9 protein-coding genes are annotated in these 14018 nt (G+C 71.2%); 4 read left to right on the top strand and 5 right to left on the bottom strand.

The genetic code is table 11. The annotated features are described in order from the left end of the window. Positions 1-57: 57 nt before the first annotated feature. The 3 genes from ACGF8A_RS13745 to ACGF8A_RS13735 all read right to left on the bottom strand — a co-directional run bounded on the left by ACGF8A_RS13745 (position 58) and on the right by ACGF8A_RS13735 (position 5882). A complete protein-coding gene (locus ACGF8A_RS13745) occupies positions 58-1344 on the bottom strand; it encodes a hypothetical protein (RefSeq protein ID WP_393107551.1) in 1287 nt (428 codons plus the stop codon). Between the two features lie 57 nt (positions 1345-1401). Continuing rightward, on the bottom strand, positions 1402-3645 hold the full coding sequence (locus ACGF8A_RS13740) for a transglycosylase domain-containing protein (RefSeq protein ID WP_393107668.1): 2244 nt from the start codon (positions 3643-3645) through the stop codon (positions 1402-1404). Positions 3646-4529: 884 nt separating this feature from the next. Next, positions 4530-5882, bottom strand: a complete 1353-nt coding sequence (locus tag ACGF8A_RS13735; protein ID WP_393107549.1) for a M28 family peptidase — start codon at positions 5880-5882, stop codon at positions 4530-4532. Positions 5883-6183: 301 nt separating this feature from the next. Here ACGF8A_RS13735 and ACGF8A_RS13730 point away from each other — a divergent pair, with 301 nt between their 5' ends. Together ACGF8A_RS13730 and ACGF8A_RS13725 are read left to right on the top strand one after the other, a co-directional pair. Next, positions 6184-7476: a GAF domain-containing protein gene (locus ACGF8A_RS13730; RefSeq protein WP_393107547.1), complete on the top strand. Its 1293-nt coding sequence runs from the start codon at positions 6184-6186 to the stop codon at positions 7474-7476. A gap of 95 nt (positions 7477-7571) precedes the next feature. Beyond that, a complete protein-coding gene (locus tag ACGF8A_RS13725; RefSeq protein ID WP_393107545.1) occupies positions 7572-9095 on the top strand; it encodes an aldehyde dehydrogenase family protein in 1524 nt (507 codons plus the stop codon). A gap of 48 nt (positions 9096-9143) precedes the next feature. On the opposite strand, the gene ACGF8A_RS13720 is transcribed toward ACGF8A_RS13725, so the two are convergent. Further along, on the bottom strand, positions 9144-10373 hold the full coding sequence (locus tag ACGF8A_RS13720) for a cytochrome P450 (protein WP_393107542.1): 1230 nt from the start codon (positions 10371-10373) through the stop codon (positions 9144-9146). A gap of 211 nt (positions 10374-10584) precedes the next feature. Between ACGF8A_RS13720 and ACGF8A_RS13715 the strand changes: the two genes are divergently transcribed. Then, positions 10585-11862, top strand: coding sequence for an FAD-dependent oxidoreductase (locus ACGF8A_RS13715; protein WP_393107540.1), 1278 nt, complete (start codon positions 10585-10587; stop codon positions 11860-11862). Positions 11863-11938: 76 nt separating this feature from the next. On the opposite strand, the gene ACGF8A_RS13710 is transcribed toward ACGF8A_RS13715, so the two are convergent. After that, a complete protein-coding gene (locus ACGF8A_RS13710; protein WP_393107538.1) occupies positions 11939-12427 on the bottom strand; it encodes a hypothetical protein in 489 nt (162 codons plus the stop codon). A 163-nt stretch (positions 12428-12590) separates the two neighbouring features. On the opposite strand from ACGF8A_RS13710, the gene ACGF8A_RS13705 reads away from it, so the two are divergent. After that, a complete protein-coding gene (locus ACGF8A_RS13705) occupies positions 12591-14006 on the top strand; it encodes an FAD-binding oxidoreductase (RefSeq protein WP_393107536.1) in 1416 nt (471 codons plus the stop codon). Positions 14007-14018: the final 12 nt, after the last annotated feature.

Genomic DNA, 14018 nt, shown 5'->3' with positions numbered 1-14018 from the left:
GAACCGGGCGGAGTTACCGGACTGTCATCGCCGCCCGGCCGCGCCGGGCGGCGGGGGTCACTGCACGACCGTGGACCAGTCCGGGGACTGCGCCGGGTCCAGGCTGCGCAGCCGCTCCAGGGTGGCCGGCTTCTGGACGTCCATCCAGTCGGCGAGCTCCTTGAAGGACACGCACTTGACGTCCTTCTTGGTGCAGACGGTCTTGATGACCTCGTCGACGGCGTTCATGTAGATGCCGCCGTTCCACTCCTCGAAGTGGTTGCCGATGAACAGCGGTGCCCGGCTGCCGAAGTAGACGCGGTTGAAGCCGGCCATGTAGGCGTCGATGGTCTCCTGCTGCCACTGCGGGTACATGGCCGGATCGCCGTCGGTCTCCCCGTCGGACTGGTTGTAGAGGAAGTTGAAGTCCATGGACAGGCCCTGGTACTTGCCGCCCTCGTACGGGAGCATCTGGAGCGGAAAGTCCCAGATGCCGTTCTTCTTCGTCGGCCAGATCTGGAAGTCGCCCGCCGAGCTGGCGTCGTAGCGCCAGCCGTAGTCCTTGGACGCCTTCAGCAGGTTCTCCTGGCCTTCCAGACACGGGGCGCGGCCGCCGGTGACCGCCTTCCTGATGTCGAAGGGCAGCGGATCGAGGTCCGTGTAGCCGGTGTTGGTCTTCCACTTCTCCACGAAGTCGTAGAACTGGTCGATCTCGCTCTTCCACTCCTCGACGCTCCAGTCGCCGCCGCCCTTGGCGCCGCAGAAGTGGCCGTTGAAGTGGGTGCCGATCTCGTTGCCGTCCTCCCAGGCACCGCCGAGCTGCTCCAGCGTGGTGCGTATGTGCTCGTCGGTGGGGAAGCTGATGGCCGCGGTGCCCTTGGGGTGCTGCGGCGGCGCGTAGAGGTCCTTCTTGCTCTTGGGCAGCAGGTAGATGCCCGTGAGGAAGAAGGTCATGTGGGCGTTGTACTCCTTGGCCATCTCCCGGTAGTGGGCGAAGAGCTCGTCGTCGCCCTGGAGGGCGCCGTCCCAGGAGAAGACCACGAACTGGGGCGGCTTCTCACCGGGCTTGAGCGGCACCGGCTTCAGCTGGTTCTTCTGCGGGCCGGTGTAGGACGTCGAGCCGTCGCCGAGCACCTTGGTCTTCCCGTCCCACGCCGGCTCCTCGGTCGCCCGTGAGCCCGCGTTCTGCGGGGCGTGGTCCTCGGAGGCCGCGGTGGAGGCGGTGTCGCCGGTGTGGGAGAGCACCAGGTATCCGGCGACGAGGGAGGTCACGACGAGGAACGCCGCCAGGGTGATGAACTGCGGACGGGCGGCGGGGCGGCGGGGTGCTCGGGCCTTGCGGCGGCGGCCCGACGGCTGTTTCATCTTGCGGCTCAATCTCTTGGGGACAGGGCTGGAGCGGTGCCGGTGTCGCGCCGGTGATCAGTCGAGCGGACTCATGGCACGTGACCAGATGCCGTACGGGACGCTTTCGGTCGCGGTCCCGTCCAGGCCCTGGAGCGGCAGGGGTTCGAGGCTCTTGTTCAGGTCGATGCGGTAGACGACCACCGCCGTGGCCACCTTCTTGGCGCTGCCGACGTACCAGGCGGCGGTGTCGTCCTCGGTCGTGCCCACCTTCCCGGCGACCTCGGCGGAGGCGGGTGCGGCGTCCGGGTGGGCGGTGCGGAAGGCGTCGACGAGGGCGGACTGGACCTCCCGGGCGGTGTCGGCGCCCATCGCGCGGCGGCTGGGGGCAGCGGCGAGGGCGACCTTGTCGCCGTTGTGGGTGATCCTGCGGACCGAGTACGGCTCGGTGTGCAGGCCGTCGGCGACGAAGGTGGCGTAACCGCTGGCCATGCGGATGGCGCTGGGGGTGGAGCTGCCCGTGGAAAGGGTGGGCACCTGGGCGCCGATGCTGGAGGACAGCAGCCCGGACGCCTCCGCGGTGGAGCGCACCTTCTCCAGGCCCGTGTCCATGCCCAGCTGCATGAAGGGGGTGTTGACGGACTGGGCGAGCGCCTGATGCAGGGAGATCTGCCCGTAGGACCGGCCCCCGTCGTTGCGTGCGGCGACCTTGCGGCCGCTGCGGTCCCAGTACGGGCCCTCGGGGGTGGTGACGGGCACGCCGTCGTCGCCGTTGTAGAGGGTCTCCCCGGTCACCGGCGTGACCTCGCCGTCGCGGGTCTTGCGTACGCCGTGCTCCAGGCCGGCGGCGTAGACGAACGGCAGGAACGCCGAACCGGCGGGCACCGTGGTGGCGTTGGACTCGTTGTAACCCTGCTTACGGTGGTCGGGGCCGCCGTAGACGGCGAGGATCCGGCCGTCCGAGGCGATGGAGGCGGCGCCGTAGTGGGCGGTCCGGGCGAGCTTCGGGTGGTCCTCCTTGGCCTGCTTGCGGGCTCGGGTGACGGCTTCGGTGAGCTGGGCCTCACGGTGCTTCTCGAAGGTCGTGTAGATCTGGTAGCCGCCGAGGTCGAAGTCCTTGTCGGAGATGCGCGCGGTCTTCTTGGCGTACTGGGAGGCCAGTTGCACCAGGTAGTCGCTCTGCTCGCCGGTGTCGTACAGCGGGTTGCTCTTCAGCGGCTCGGGAAAGGTCTTGTACTTGGCGCGCTCCTGCGGCGACAGCTTGCCGATCGCCACCATGCGGTCGAGGATCCAGGACCAGCGCTCGACGGCCCGTTCGTGGTTGGCCTTGTTCAGCGTGGGGTCGTACAGGCCGGCGCCCTTGAGCAGGGCGGAGAGGAAGGCTGCCTCGCTGGCGTTGAGCTCGCTGACGTCCTTGCCGTAGTAGGCCTGCGCGGCGCGCTGGATGCCGTAGGTGCCGCGTCCGAACCAGCTGGTGTTGAGATAGCTCTCCAGGATCTCGTCCTTGCTCATCCTGTTGTCGAGCTTGAGGGCGATCATCGCCTCGTGAAACTTGCGGGTGAGTGTCTGGTCCTGGTTGAGGTAGACGTTCTTGACGTACTGCTGGGTGATGGTCGAGCCGCCCTGGGTGTCACCTCGGCCGAGGGTGCGGAACAGGGCGCGGGTGATGCCCTTGAAGGAGATGCCGGGGTCGCTGTAGAAGCTCTCGTTCTCGGCGGCCAGCACCGCCCAGCGGACGTCCTCGGGGACGTCCTTCAGGGGCATCGCCTGGCGCTGCACCCAGCCGGTGCGGGCCATCGGGGTGCCGTCGGCCCAGAAGTACACGTTGTCCTGCTGGGTCGCGTAGGTGTTGAGGTTGTCCGGGATGTCGGTGGCGGCGTAGGCGACGACCAGGAAGAGGGTGCTCAGGCCGAGGGAGGCGAGGAAGCCGCCGAGGCTCTGCCGCCAGGAGGGTATCCAGCGGCGCCACCCGGTGCGGCCCGGCCGGGGATACAGGGGGCGCAGCCGGCGGGCGTAGGGGCCGAGGCGGGCGGCGAGGGGGCCGAGCACCAGGGCGAGCCGGGGGCCGAGCGCCGCGGCGACGCGGGCGGCGGGGGAGGGGCGTGGGGCTTTGCGGCGGCGACGGGAGGACTTGCCGGATATGCCGGGCGAGGCGGGGGCAGTGTCGGGCTCGTCGGAAGTCGTGGCAGCGGCGGAGGTGGAACCGGATGTACCGGATGCGGCGGACATGTCGGAGCCGTCGGGTATCTCACCCTCGGGTATGCGCAGTTGCATGGTCTCGTCCGCGGCGGGCCGCGGTGGCGCCGGGACCTTCAACTGCATGGTGACGTCGGGCTCCACGGACCCCTCGTCGCCAGCCTGATCGCGTCCCCCCTGCCCTCCCTGGGCCACGACTGTGCCTCCCTCCGCACTCCGTGTTGCTCGCGCAGGCAGACCGTACAGTCGTACGAGGTTGGATGGTGTTGCCGCAGCAGCGGCCGTACATCCCGACTCCCCCTCCCCGGCCTCGCGGGGTATCGCGCCGCTCTCAAATTACCAGCGTCCTTCGCAAGGTCTCCACACAGAACCAGGCGGAACCGGTCACTTGTGATGTGACGGAAACCTCAGTCGATCGAGGCAACCTTCTGGCGGTCGGACACATCCCGTCAGGTTCGGACCAGGCGCCCATCAGCGGGGAAGCCGATCCGCTCCCGCACACCACCCCGGGCGGGCCGCGGGAGGCGTGCGGTGGAACTCACGTGCCGGGCGCGCTCGTGCCGAGCCGCCCGGAAGCGCGCAGCCCGGTCGGCGGATCTTCCCGGTGGTGAACGGCCGGCCCGCCGACCGGCGGGGGCACGGTGACGCCGCCGTCATGGGTGCTGCGAGGAGCGCTCCGTTCTCCGTCCGGCAAATCCCCGTCAGGGACATCCCGTCCGGGAATTCCCCCTCCGGGATGGAGTACCGAGAACCGCCGGTGTGTCATGGCGCGACGGCGCGCGCCCCGCACTTCCACGGCGGGGTCCGCTCGGGCCCGCCGCTGCCACCCCCCACCTGCGGGAACCCGTGTCCACAAGTCCGTCGCGGCCACAAGATCAGCGACTTCGTCGATACGGATCCGGCGGAGCCTCGTCCAGGGGTGCATCGGCATGCAGAACCACGGCGAGAGGGCGTGGAGCCGTGTCGAGAGGGTCGGCATCGCCCCCTGGCACGGCCCCGGAGCCCTGGCGCTAGAAGGTCAGCTTCCAGCTGTCGATGTAGCCGGTGTCCCGTGAGGCGACGTCCTGCACCCGCAGCCGCCAGGTGCCGTTCGCCGTCTCGCTGGAGGCGTCGACGGTGTACGTGGTGATGACGTCGTCCGCGGAGTCGGAGCTGCTGGAGTTCTTCAGCCGGTAGGCCGTGCCGTCGGGTGCCAGCAGGTCGACGACCAGGTCACCGCGCCAGGTGTGCTTGATGTCCACCCCGACCCGGAGCGCGGCCGGGGCGTTCCCCGTGCGTCCGGCGACGGCGACGGCCGAGGTCACCGCGGGCCCGTTGTCCGGGATGGCGACGTCGGCGGTGTTCTCGTACGAGTCGCCGGGGGGCACCGGCTGCGAGGTCCCCAGCGTCCAGACGGCGTGGGCGAGGGCGTCGCTGTTGCGGTCGAGCGCGGTGTCGTCGATGTTCGTGGTCGAGTCGCAGGAGGAGTGGTAGCACCGGTCGAACGCCTGTCCGGAGGTGCCGCCCCACTTGGCCGCCTGCGCCGCCGTCTTGGTACGGCTGGCGCCGGTGAACAGACCGCCGACGGGTATGCCGGCGTTCTTGAACGACGCGTGGTCGGAGCGGCCGTCGCCCTCCGTCTCTATCTCGGTGGGCACGCCGATGCCCGCGTACCAGTCCTTGAACACCTTCTCGATCGCCGGATCGTCGTCGTAGACGAAGTAGCCCGGGTTCGGGGAGCCGACCATGTCCAGGTTGACGTACCCCGAGACCTTGGCGCGCTCGGCGGCGGGCAGGTTGTTCACGTAGTACCTGCTGCCGATCAGCCCCAGTTCCTCGGCGCCCCACCAGGCGAACCGCAGGTGTTTCGTGGGCTGGAGCTGGGCGCGGGAGACGGCGAGGGCCGTCTCCAGTACGGCCGCGGAGCCGGAGCCGTTGTCGTTGATCCCGGCGCCCGAGGAGACCGAGTCGAGGTGGGCGCCGGCCATGAGGACCTGGTCCGGGTCCCCGCCGGGCCAGTCGGCGATCAGGTTGTACCCGGTGCTGCCGGACTGGGTGAACTGCTGCACGGTGGTGGTGAATCCGGCGGCGTCGAGTTTGGCCTTCACGTAGTCGACCGAGGCCTTGTAGCCGGGGCGGCCGTGAGCGCGGTTGCCGCCGTTGGCGGTGGCGATCGACTGGAACTGCGTCAGGTGCGCCTTGACGTTGGCGAACGGGATGTCGGGTGCCGCCAGGGTCCCGGCGCCGGTGGCGTCCGCCCCGATCCGGTCGGGCGCGGCCGTGGCGGCCGGCGAGGCGGCGATCAGTCCCGTCACGGCCGCGAGGGCCACGGCGGCCAGGCGTGCGGAGCTGGTCGTGGGCAGGCTGGATCTCGGATGTGTCATGTGGGGAGCCGCACTTTCTCGTCGATGAGGGGAGTCGATCGATGCCTGGATCAAGTGGTGCCAGAGCTGTGCGGGTGCTGTGTGCGCCTGATGCTCAGTCAGATGTCGATGTCCTGTCAAGAGCTCTATCCGGTCATGAGTGTCCGCTCAACGGACACCTGGGACGGGTGTGTGGGTGGGACGACCGCCTGGCGGCCCGGCACGGGGACGGCGCGGAACTCCCGGCCCCGGTCGAAACGGTTGTCGACGCTCACACCCGGGGCGACGATGTCCCCAGCGCATCGTCCCGAGGGAGGTTCCGTTGGCCGATCCCTGGGTGGCCCTGGAGCCGGGGGCCGACCCCGCCGAGCGCGTCCGGGTGCTGCACCGTGCCCACGAGATGTTCACCGCGGCCGGCACGGTCCCGCGTCCGGTGCGCGACGTGGTCGCCGACTCGTGGCGGCGCTCGGCGCGGGCAGGGGTCCGCCCGGACGGCACCGCCGACATCGAACTCACCGACGACGACCTCGGTGTCCTGCGCGACGAGCATCCGCTGGCCCCCGTGATGCCGCTGTTCCGTGAGCTGCTGGGCACGTTCGCCTGCGACGGCCGGCATCTTCTGGCCGTGTGCGACGCGCAGGGCAGGCTGCTGTGGGTCGAGGGGCACGCGTCGACGCTGAAGCAGGCGGGGCGGATGAACTTCGTACCGGGCGCGCGGTGGGCGGAAAGCGCGGTCGGAACCAACGCGCCGGGCACGGCCGTTGCCGTGGACCGCCCGGTGCAGGTGTTCGCGGCCGAGCACTTCGCCCGGCGCGTGCAGCCGTGGACCTGCGCCGCCGCCCCCGTCCACGATCCCCGCACCGGGCGTGTACTGGGTGCGGTGGACATCACCGGCGGCGACGGACTCGCGCACCCGCACAGCCTGGGCTTCGTCCGGGCCGTGGCACGGGCGGCCGAGTCCCAGCTCGCGCTGCTCGGCCCGCGGCGCCCCGAGGCCCGCGAACCCGACCTCACGGCGCTCGGACGCGACCAGGCGCTGCTGACGGCGGGCGGCCGCAGGATCAGGCTCAGCCGCCGGCACAGCGAGATCCTCGTGCTCCTCTCCCGCCACCCCGACGGCCTGAGCGGCGACGAGCTGCTGTGCGCCCTGTACGAGGACGAGTCGGTGACCCCCGTGACGCTGCGCGCCGAACTCGCCCGGCTGCGCCAGGTGCTCGGCCCCGGACTGCTCGCCTCCCGCCCCTACCGGCTCACGGTGCCCGTCGCCTCGGACGCCGCCGTCGTGCAACGCCGGCTGTCGGCCGGCGCGGTCACGGCGGCCCTCACCGCCTACGCGGGCCCGCTGCTGCCCACCTCGCAGTCGCCGGAGGTCGTACGGCTCAGGCGCCGCCTCGCCGACGGTCTGCGCGCGGCCCTGATCGCCTGCCGGGATCCCGACCTGCTGGCCGGCTGGGCGCACGCGCCCTGGGGCGAGGACGATCTGGACGTGTGGCGGTCGCTGGCCTCGGCCCGGCCGACGGCGGCGACCCGGGCCCGCCTCGCCGCACTCGAGTCGGAACTGGCGGCGCCGCCGAGCCGGGGACGCCCGACAGGGACGGCCCGACGGCAGGGATGAGGGCGGCCGCAACGTGACTGCAACGTCCGCCTCCCTACCGTCCCTCGCAGAGCTGCCCAACGGCGGGCAGCGCTGCTGAAGGAGGCCAGTTCCGCATGACCCGATACGCGGCGCCCGGAAGCGAGGGCGCGATCGTCTCCTACCAGCCCCGCTACGACCACTTCATCGGCGGCGAGTACGTGCCCCCGGTCAAGGGGCAGTACTTCGAGAACCCGAGCCCGGTGAACGGCCGGCCCTTCACCGAGGTCGCCCGCGGCACCGCTCAGGACGTGGAGCTGGCGCTCGACGCGGCGCACGCGGCCGCACCCGCCTGGGGGCGCAGGTCGGCGACCGAACGCTCCGACATCCTGCTGAAGATCGCCGATCGCATGGAGGCCCACCTGGAGCCACTGGCGGTCGCGGAGAGCTGGGAGAACGGCAAACCGGTGCGGGAGACCCTCGCGGCCGACATCCCGCTGGCCATCGACCACTTCCGCTACTTCGCCGGTGCCGTGCGCGCCCAGGAGGGCTCCCTCAGCGAGGTGGACGACGACACGGTCGCCTACCACTTCCACGAGCCGCTGGGTGTGGTCGCCCAGATCATCCCGTGGAACTTCCCCATCCTGATGGCGACATGGAAGCTCGCGCCCGCCCTCGCCGCGGGCAACGCGGTCGTCCTCAAGCCCGCCGAGCAGACCCCGGTCTCCATCCACTACTGGCTGAGCCTCGTCGCCGACCTGCTCCCGCCCGGGGTGCTCAACATCGTCAACGGCTACGGCCCCGAGGCCGGGAAGCCGCTCGCCTCCAGTCCCCGGGTGGCGAAGGTCGCCTTCACGGGCGAGACGTCCACGGGCCGCCTGATCCTCCAGTACGCGGCGGAGAACCTGAAGCCGGTCACGCTGGAGCTCGGCGGCAAGTCGCCGAACATCTTCTTCGACGACGTGTGGGACAAGGACGACGAGCTGCGCGACAAGGCCCTCGAAGGGTTCACGATGTTCGCGCTGAACCAGGGCGAGGTGTGCACCTGCCCGTCCCGGGGCCTGATCCAGCGCGGCAACTACCCCGACTTCCTGGCCGCCGCGGTCGCCCGCACCGAGCTGATCAAGCCCGGGCACCCGCTCGACACCGACACGATGATCGGCGCCCAGGCGTCCAGCGAGCAGCTGACCAAGATCCTGTCCTACATCGACATCGGCAGGCAGGAAGGCGCGAAAGTGCTCACGGGCGGTGAACGCGCCGACTTCGACGGTGACTTGAAGGGCGGCTACTACGTACGGCCCACCATCTTCGAGGGTGACAACCGTATGCGGGTGTTCCAGGAGGAGATCTTCGGGCCGGTCGTCTCGGTGGCGTCCTTCGACGACTTCGACGACGCGATCAAGATCGCCAACGACACGTCGTACGGCCTCGGCGCGGGCGTGTGGACCCGCGACATCAACACGGCCTACCGCGCGGGCCGCGCCATCCAGGCGGGCCGGGTCTGGACGAACTGCTATCACGCCTACCCCGCACACGCGGCCTTCGGCGGCTACAAGCAGTCGGGGATCGGCCGGGAGACGCACAAGATGATGCTGGACCACTACCAGCAGACGAAGAACCTGCTGGTGTCGTACTCACCCCAGAAGCTGGGCTTCTTCTAGCCCGGCGGGCAGGCCGCCTGACCGGGTGTCAGGCGGCCCGCCGGCTGCTCAGCCCGCTCCGTCGGCGGCCGTGAACGTGACGGGCAGGCGTACCGGACCACGCAGCCCGCCGGGGCGCCAGGTCAGCTCGGCCGGTGGCACCGCGAGGGCCAGGTCCGGCAGGCGGCGCAGGGCCGTGCCGATGGCGATCTGGCCCTCCAGGCGGGCGAGCGGGGCGCCGAGGCAGTAGTGGATGCCGTGCCCGAAGGCCAGGTGGCCGTTGTCCTGCCGGGCGAGGTCCAGCCGGTCGGGGTCGGTGAACCGGGCCGGATCGCGGTCGGCGATCGCGGAGGCGATGAGGACCGTCGCGCCCCGTGGCACGGTCACACCCGCGATCTCGACGTCCTCGCGTGCGAACCGGGCGATGCCCGGGCTGACCGGACCGTCGTAGCGGAGGAACTCCTCGATCGCGCCGGGCAGCAGACCGGGGTCGTTGCGCAGCAGCTCCAGCTGGTCGGGGTGGTCGAGGAGTGCGGCGATGCCCCCGCCGATCAGGTTGACCGTCGTGATGTACCCGGCCACCAGCAGCAGGAACGTCATGGAGATCAACTCGTCCTCGCTCAGCCGCCGCTGCTCGTCGCGGGCGCTGATCAGGGCGCTGAGCAGATCGTCCTCGGGCCGGGCGCGCTTGGAATCCAGCAGCGTCGTGAGGTACGCGCGCATCTTCTGCCACGCCTCGTTCACGACCACCGGGTCCGGCATCCGCTCGCCGCGCAGCAGCATGTCGTCGGTCCACCGCTGGAAGTCGTACCGGTCGTCCACCGGCACACCGAGCAGCTCGCTGATCACGGTGACCGGCAGGGGCAGCGCGAAGTCCGCGACGAGTTCCGCCCGGCCCGCCGGTGCCACCTCGTCGAGCAGCCGGTCGGCGATCTCCTGGATCCGCGGCCGCAGCCCGGCGACCCGGCGCGCGGTGAATGCCTTCGAGACCAGCCGGCGCAGCCGGGTGTGGTCGGGCGGGTCGGAGCGCAGCATGTTGCTCATCATCGATTCGCGCTCGAACTCGGGCAGCTGCTCCATGAGGCGGCGGTCGGACGCGTCGCGGACGTCGCTGCTCAGCCTCGGGTCGGACAGGGCCGCGAGCCCGTCGTCGTAGCGGGTGACCAGCCAGGCGTCCAGGCCGCCCGCGATGACGGCGCGCCGGACCGGGCCGTCCTCGCGCAGCTGCCGGTGGAGCGGGAAGGGGTCGGTCACGAAGGCCGGGTCGGAGTAGGGGAGAAGGACCGGCTGCTGGCTCATCACGCCTCCCGGGCACAGGGCGGACACGGGGACACTCACACGAAGTGGCATGGACACGGAGCGACTCAGGGACACGGAGCGACTCAGGGACACGGAGCGACATCGACACGGAGCAACGACGAAGAGCGACCCTGTGTGACGGTTTTACGGCTACTTGTGGGTATATACGCCAGTGTGACGCATAGGTGGCGCCAGTGAAGGGCGGAGCACGATGGACACGAGGGACGGCAGGCGGACGGGGGAGCGGACCACCTGCTGCGTGGTGGGCGGCGGGCCCGCCGGAATGGTCCTCGCCCTGCTCCTGGCCCGGGCCGGGGTGGAGGTGACGGTCCTGGAGAAGCACGGCGACTTCCTGCGGGACTTCCGCGGCGACACCGTCCATCCGACCACCCTGGCGCTCCTGGACGAACTCGGCCTGGCCGAACGGTTCGCGCGGCTGCCGCAGCGGCGGGTCACGACGATCCAGCTGCCGATCGGCGCCGACCGGACGCTGGTCACCGTCGGGAACATCGCCGCGCTGCGGCGCCGCTACAACTACATCGCGATGGTGCCCCAGTGGGACCTGCTCGACCTCCTCGCCGACGAGGCCGGACGCGAGCCGGTGTTCACCCTGCGCATGAACACCGAGGCGACGTCCTTCCTGAAGGAGCGGGGCCGCGTCACCGGCGTCTCCTACCGCACGTCCGACGGCCGCACCGGGGAACTGCGCGCCACCCTCACGGTGGCCTGCGACGGCCGTGGCTCGCTGGCCCGCTCGCTGCCCGAGCTGGAGCTGCGCACGTTCCGGTGCCCGATGGACGCCTGGTGGTTCCGGCTGCCGCGGCGCGACGGCGATCCGCACGGGCTCGTGGGGGGCGTGGGCGAGCGGTTCCTCAGCGCCATGATCGACCGCGGGGACTACTGGCAGTGCGCCGCCCTGATCCCCAAGGGCAGCGACCCGCGGCTCCGCGCGGAGGGCCTCGACCGCTTCAGGGACTCCTACGGGGCCGGCGTCACCTGGCTCGCGGACCGCATGCACACCCTGTCCTCGTGGGACGAGGTGAAGCTGCTCGACGTACGGCTCGAACGGCTCCGGCGCTGGCACCGGCCGGGGCTGCTGTGCATCGGGGACGCGGCGCACGCCATGTCGCCGGTGTTCGGCATCGGCATCAACCTCGCCGTCCAGGACGCGGTGGCCGCCGCCCGCCATCTCGTCGGGCCACTGAGCGGCGAGACGTCCGGCCTGCCGGCTGCCGTACGCCGCATCCAGCGCCGCCGCCGGCTGACCACGGCCGTCACCCAGCGCATGCAGCGCCTGGCCCACACCAACGTCATCGAGCCGATCCTGCAGGGCAGGCCGCCCTTCGGCGACCCCAAGCGCGCCAAACGCATGGCCGAACTGGTCACCACCTCACGCTGGCTGAACCGGGTACCGGCCTACTTCCTGGCCTACGGGGCGCTCCGCGAACGCCCGCCGGCGGCATCCGTGCGCCGGGCGGACAGCGGCTGAACAGCGCCGGCGCCCGCCCGGAGGTGGCGGTGGTCCGGGGAAGCGACGGCGCAGGGCCCGGAGGGTCGAGCCGGCCTCACCACGTCAGTGTCAGCGAGCCGCCGGCCGGCAGCGCGTGCCAGCGGCCGGCGTAGTCGTCGAACCGGGACACGATCCGGTCCACCACCGCCGGGATCTCCCCGGCCGTCACATACGCCGGCAAATGGCGCGCATGGCCGTGCCGCACCTCCCACACGGGTACGGCGATGCCCGCCAGCTGCTCGGACATGGCCATGTCGGCCTTCGCCCGCGGGGACGGCTTCACCGGCCTGGACCTGCGGCGCCGGGCGGCCTTGGCGCGTTCGGCGGGGTCGGCGGGCCAGAACAGGCCGTTGTCACCGGCGGCGAGCCGCCCGTAGACCCCGAGCTCGATACCGGCCTCCGCCTCGACCAGGAAGTGCACCAGGTCGTGCGGGAGGTAGGGGTGTCCGCCGGGCCCGTTGCGCGGGGCGAGCGCGACTCCCCTGTCGCGGTGCACGGCGATGTCGTAGCTCGTACCGGGGCCCTTGGTGAAGACGACACGCATGCCCGGAACGGTAGGAGCCGGACGCGGCGGACGCACCTGGTTTTCCGGCGGGCGCGACCACATGCGCCCGGTGGTTCCACCACGTGCAGGCCCGCGGACCGAGGCCTACCGTGGAAGGACACACAGCGGCAACCAGCAACGCGCACCGGAAGAGGTGACGGCGATGCCGGCAGAGCAGAGTGCCCCCTCCACGGCCGCTGCGGAGCAGGCGATCGCCGATGAGCTTCGCTCCGCGCTCCAGGGTGAGGTCATCGACCGTGCCCATCCCGGCTACGACGAGGCACGCACCGTGTGGAACGGCCTGATCGACCGCCACCCCGCGGTCGTCGCCCGCTGCTCCGGCACGGCGGACGTCGTCGAGGCGGTGCGGATCGCGCGGGAGCACCGTCCCGTCGTCAGCATCCGCGGTGGCGGGCACCAGGTGGCCGGCAGCGCGGTGTGCGACGACGGACTGGTGATCGACCTGTCGCGGATGAAGGGCGTGCATGTGGACCCCGCGGCCCGTACGGCACGCGCCCAGGCGGGCGTGACATGGGGCGAACTGGACCGCGAGACCCAGCTGCACGCCCTGGCCACGCCCGGCGGGGAGATCTCGGCGACCGGGATCGCGGGTCTCACGCTCGGCGGCGGCTTCGGTTTCGTGATGCGGACCCTGGGTCTGAGCTGCGACAGCGTCCGCTCGCTGGAGATCGTCACGGCGGACGGCACGGTGCGCACGGCCGACCGGGAGAAGGAGCCCGATCTGTACTGGGCGGCGCGCGGCGGGGGCCGGGGCATCGGCGTCGTCACCTCCTTCGAGTTCGGACTCCGGCCGCTGGGCCCGGAGGTGGCTGCGGCGGTGGTTCTCCACCCGTACGAGCACGCCGAGGCGGTGGTACGGGCCTGGCGGGACGCGACGTACACCGCGCCGGACACGGTGACCCCGGAACTGCTGCTCTGGAGCGTCCCCGCCGACCCGGCGATACCGCGGGAACTGCACAGGTCGCCCTGCGTCATCGTCGGTGCCGTGTACGGAGGGCCGCCGGACGACGGTGCCGCCGAGGCGCTGGCCCCGCAGCGCGCCCTCGGCCCGGTGCTCATGGACCTGAGCGGCACGGTGCCCTACGTGGTGCTGCAGAGCGCGAACACCTGGCGGTTCCCGGACGGCGAACGCTACTTCATGAAGTCGCACTTCATGGACGAGCTGAACGACGAGGCCATCAGGACCCTGCTGGACTGGGACTCGCGGCGGCCGACTCCGGAGAGTCTCGTCGTCGTGCGCACACTCGGGGGCGCCGTGGCCCGCGTGGCCCCCGACGACAGCGCGTTCGCCCATCGGCACGCGCGCTTCAACGTGAGTATCGACGCGGGCTGGCGCGACCCGGCGATGGACGAGGCCGCGATCGAGTGGGCCCGCTCGGCCTGGGACGCGATGAAGCGGTTCTCGAGCGGTGGGACATACGTCAACTTCGCCGGGCTGGGCGAGGACGCCAGTGAGCTGCGGGGAGCCGTCTTCGGCTCCCACGAGGAGCGACTCGGGCGCATCCGCGCCGCCTACGATCCGGAGGGGCTGTTCGCACCGGCCGCGCGGATGCCGTGAGGCTCACTCGCA

This window comes from Streptomyces sp. NPDC047706 (assembly GCF_043204795.1).
Lineage (GTDB): Bacteria > Actinomycetota > Actinomycetes > Streptomycetales > Streptomycetaceae > Streptomyces.
The sequence above is the reverse complement of the archived record's forward strand: the minus strand, read 5'-3'. Positions and strand labels throughout refer to the sequence as shown.

Coding starts and splice junctions, on each gene's coding strand:
- ACGF8A_RS13745 (WP_393107551.1), bottom strand. CDS start 1,344: ATGAAACAGCCGTCGGGCCGCCGCCGCAAGGCCCGAGCACCCCGCCGC.
- ACGF8A_RS13740 (WP_393107668.1), bottom strand. CDS start 3,645: ATGCAGTTGAAGGTCCCGGCGCCACCGCGGCCCGCCGCGGACGAGACC.
- ACGF8A_RS13735 (WP_393107549.1), bottom strand. CDS start 5,882: ATGACACATCCGAGATCCAGCCTGCCCACGACCAGCTCCGCACGCCTG.
- ACGF8A_RS13725 (WP_393107545.1), top strand. CDS start 7,572: ATGACCCGATACGCGGCGCCCGGAAGCGAGGGCGCGATCGTCTCCTAC.
- ACGF8A_RS13720 (WP_393107542.1), bottom strand. CDS start 10,373: ATGAGCCAGCAGCCGGTCCTTCTCCCCTACTCCGACCCGGCCTTCGTG.
- ACGF8A_RS13715 (WP_393107540.1), top strand. CDS start 10,585: ATGGACACGAGGGACGGCAGGCGGACGGGGGAGCGGACCACCTGCTGC.
- ACGF8A_RS13710 (WP_393107538.1), bottom strand. CDS start 12,427: ATGCGTGTCGTCTTCACCAAGGGCCCCGGTACGAGCTACGACATCGCC.
- ACGF8A_RS13705 (WP_393107536.1), top strand. CDS start 12,591: ATGCCGGCAGAGCAGAGTGCCCCCTCCACGGCCGCTGCGGAGCAGGCG.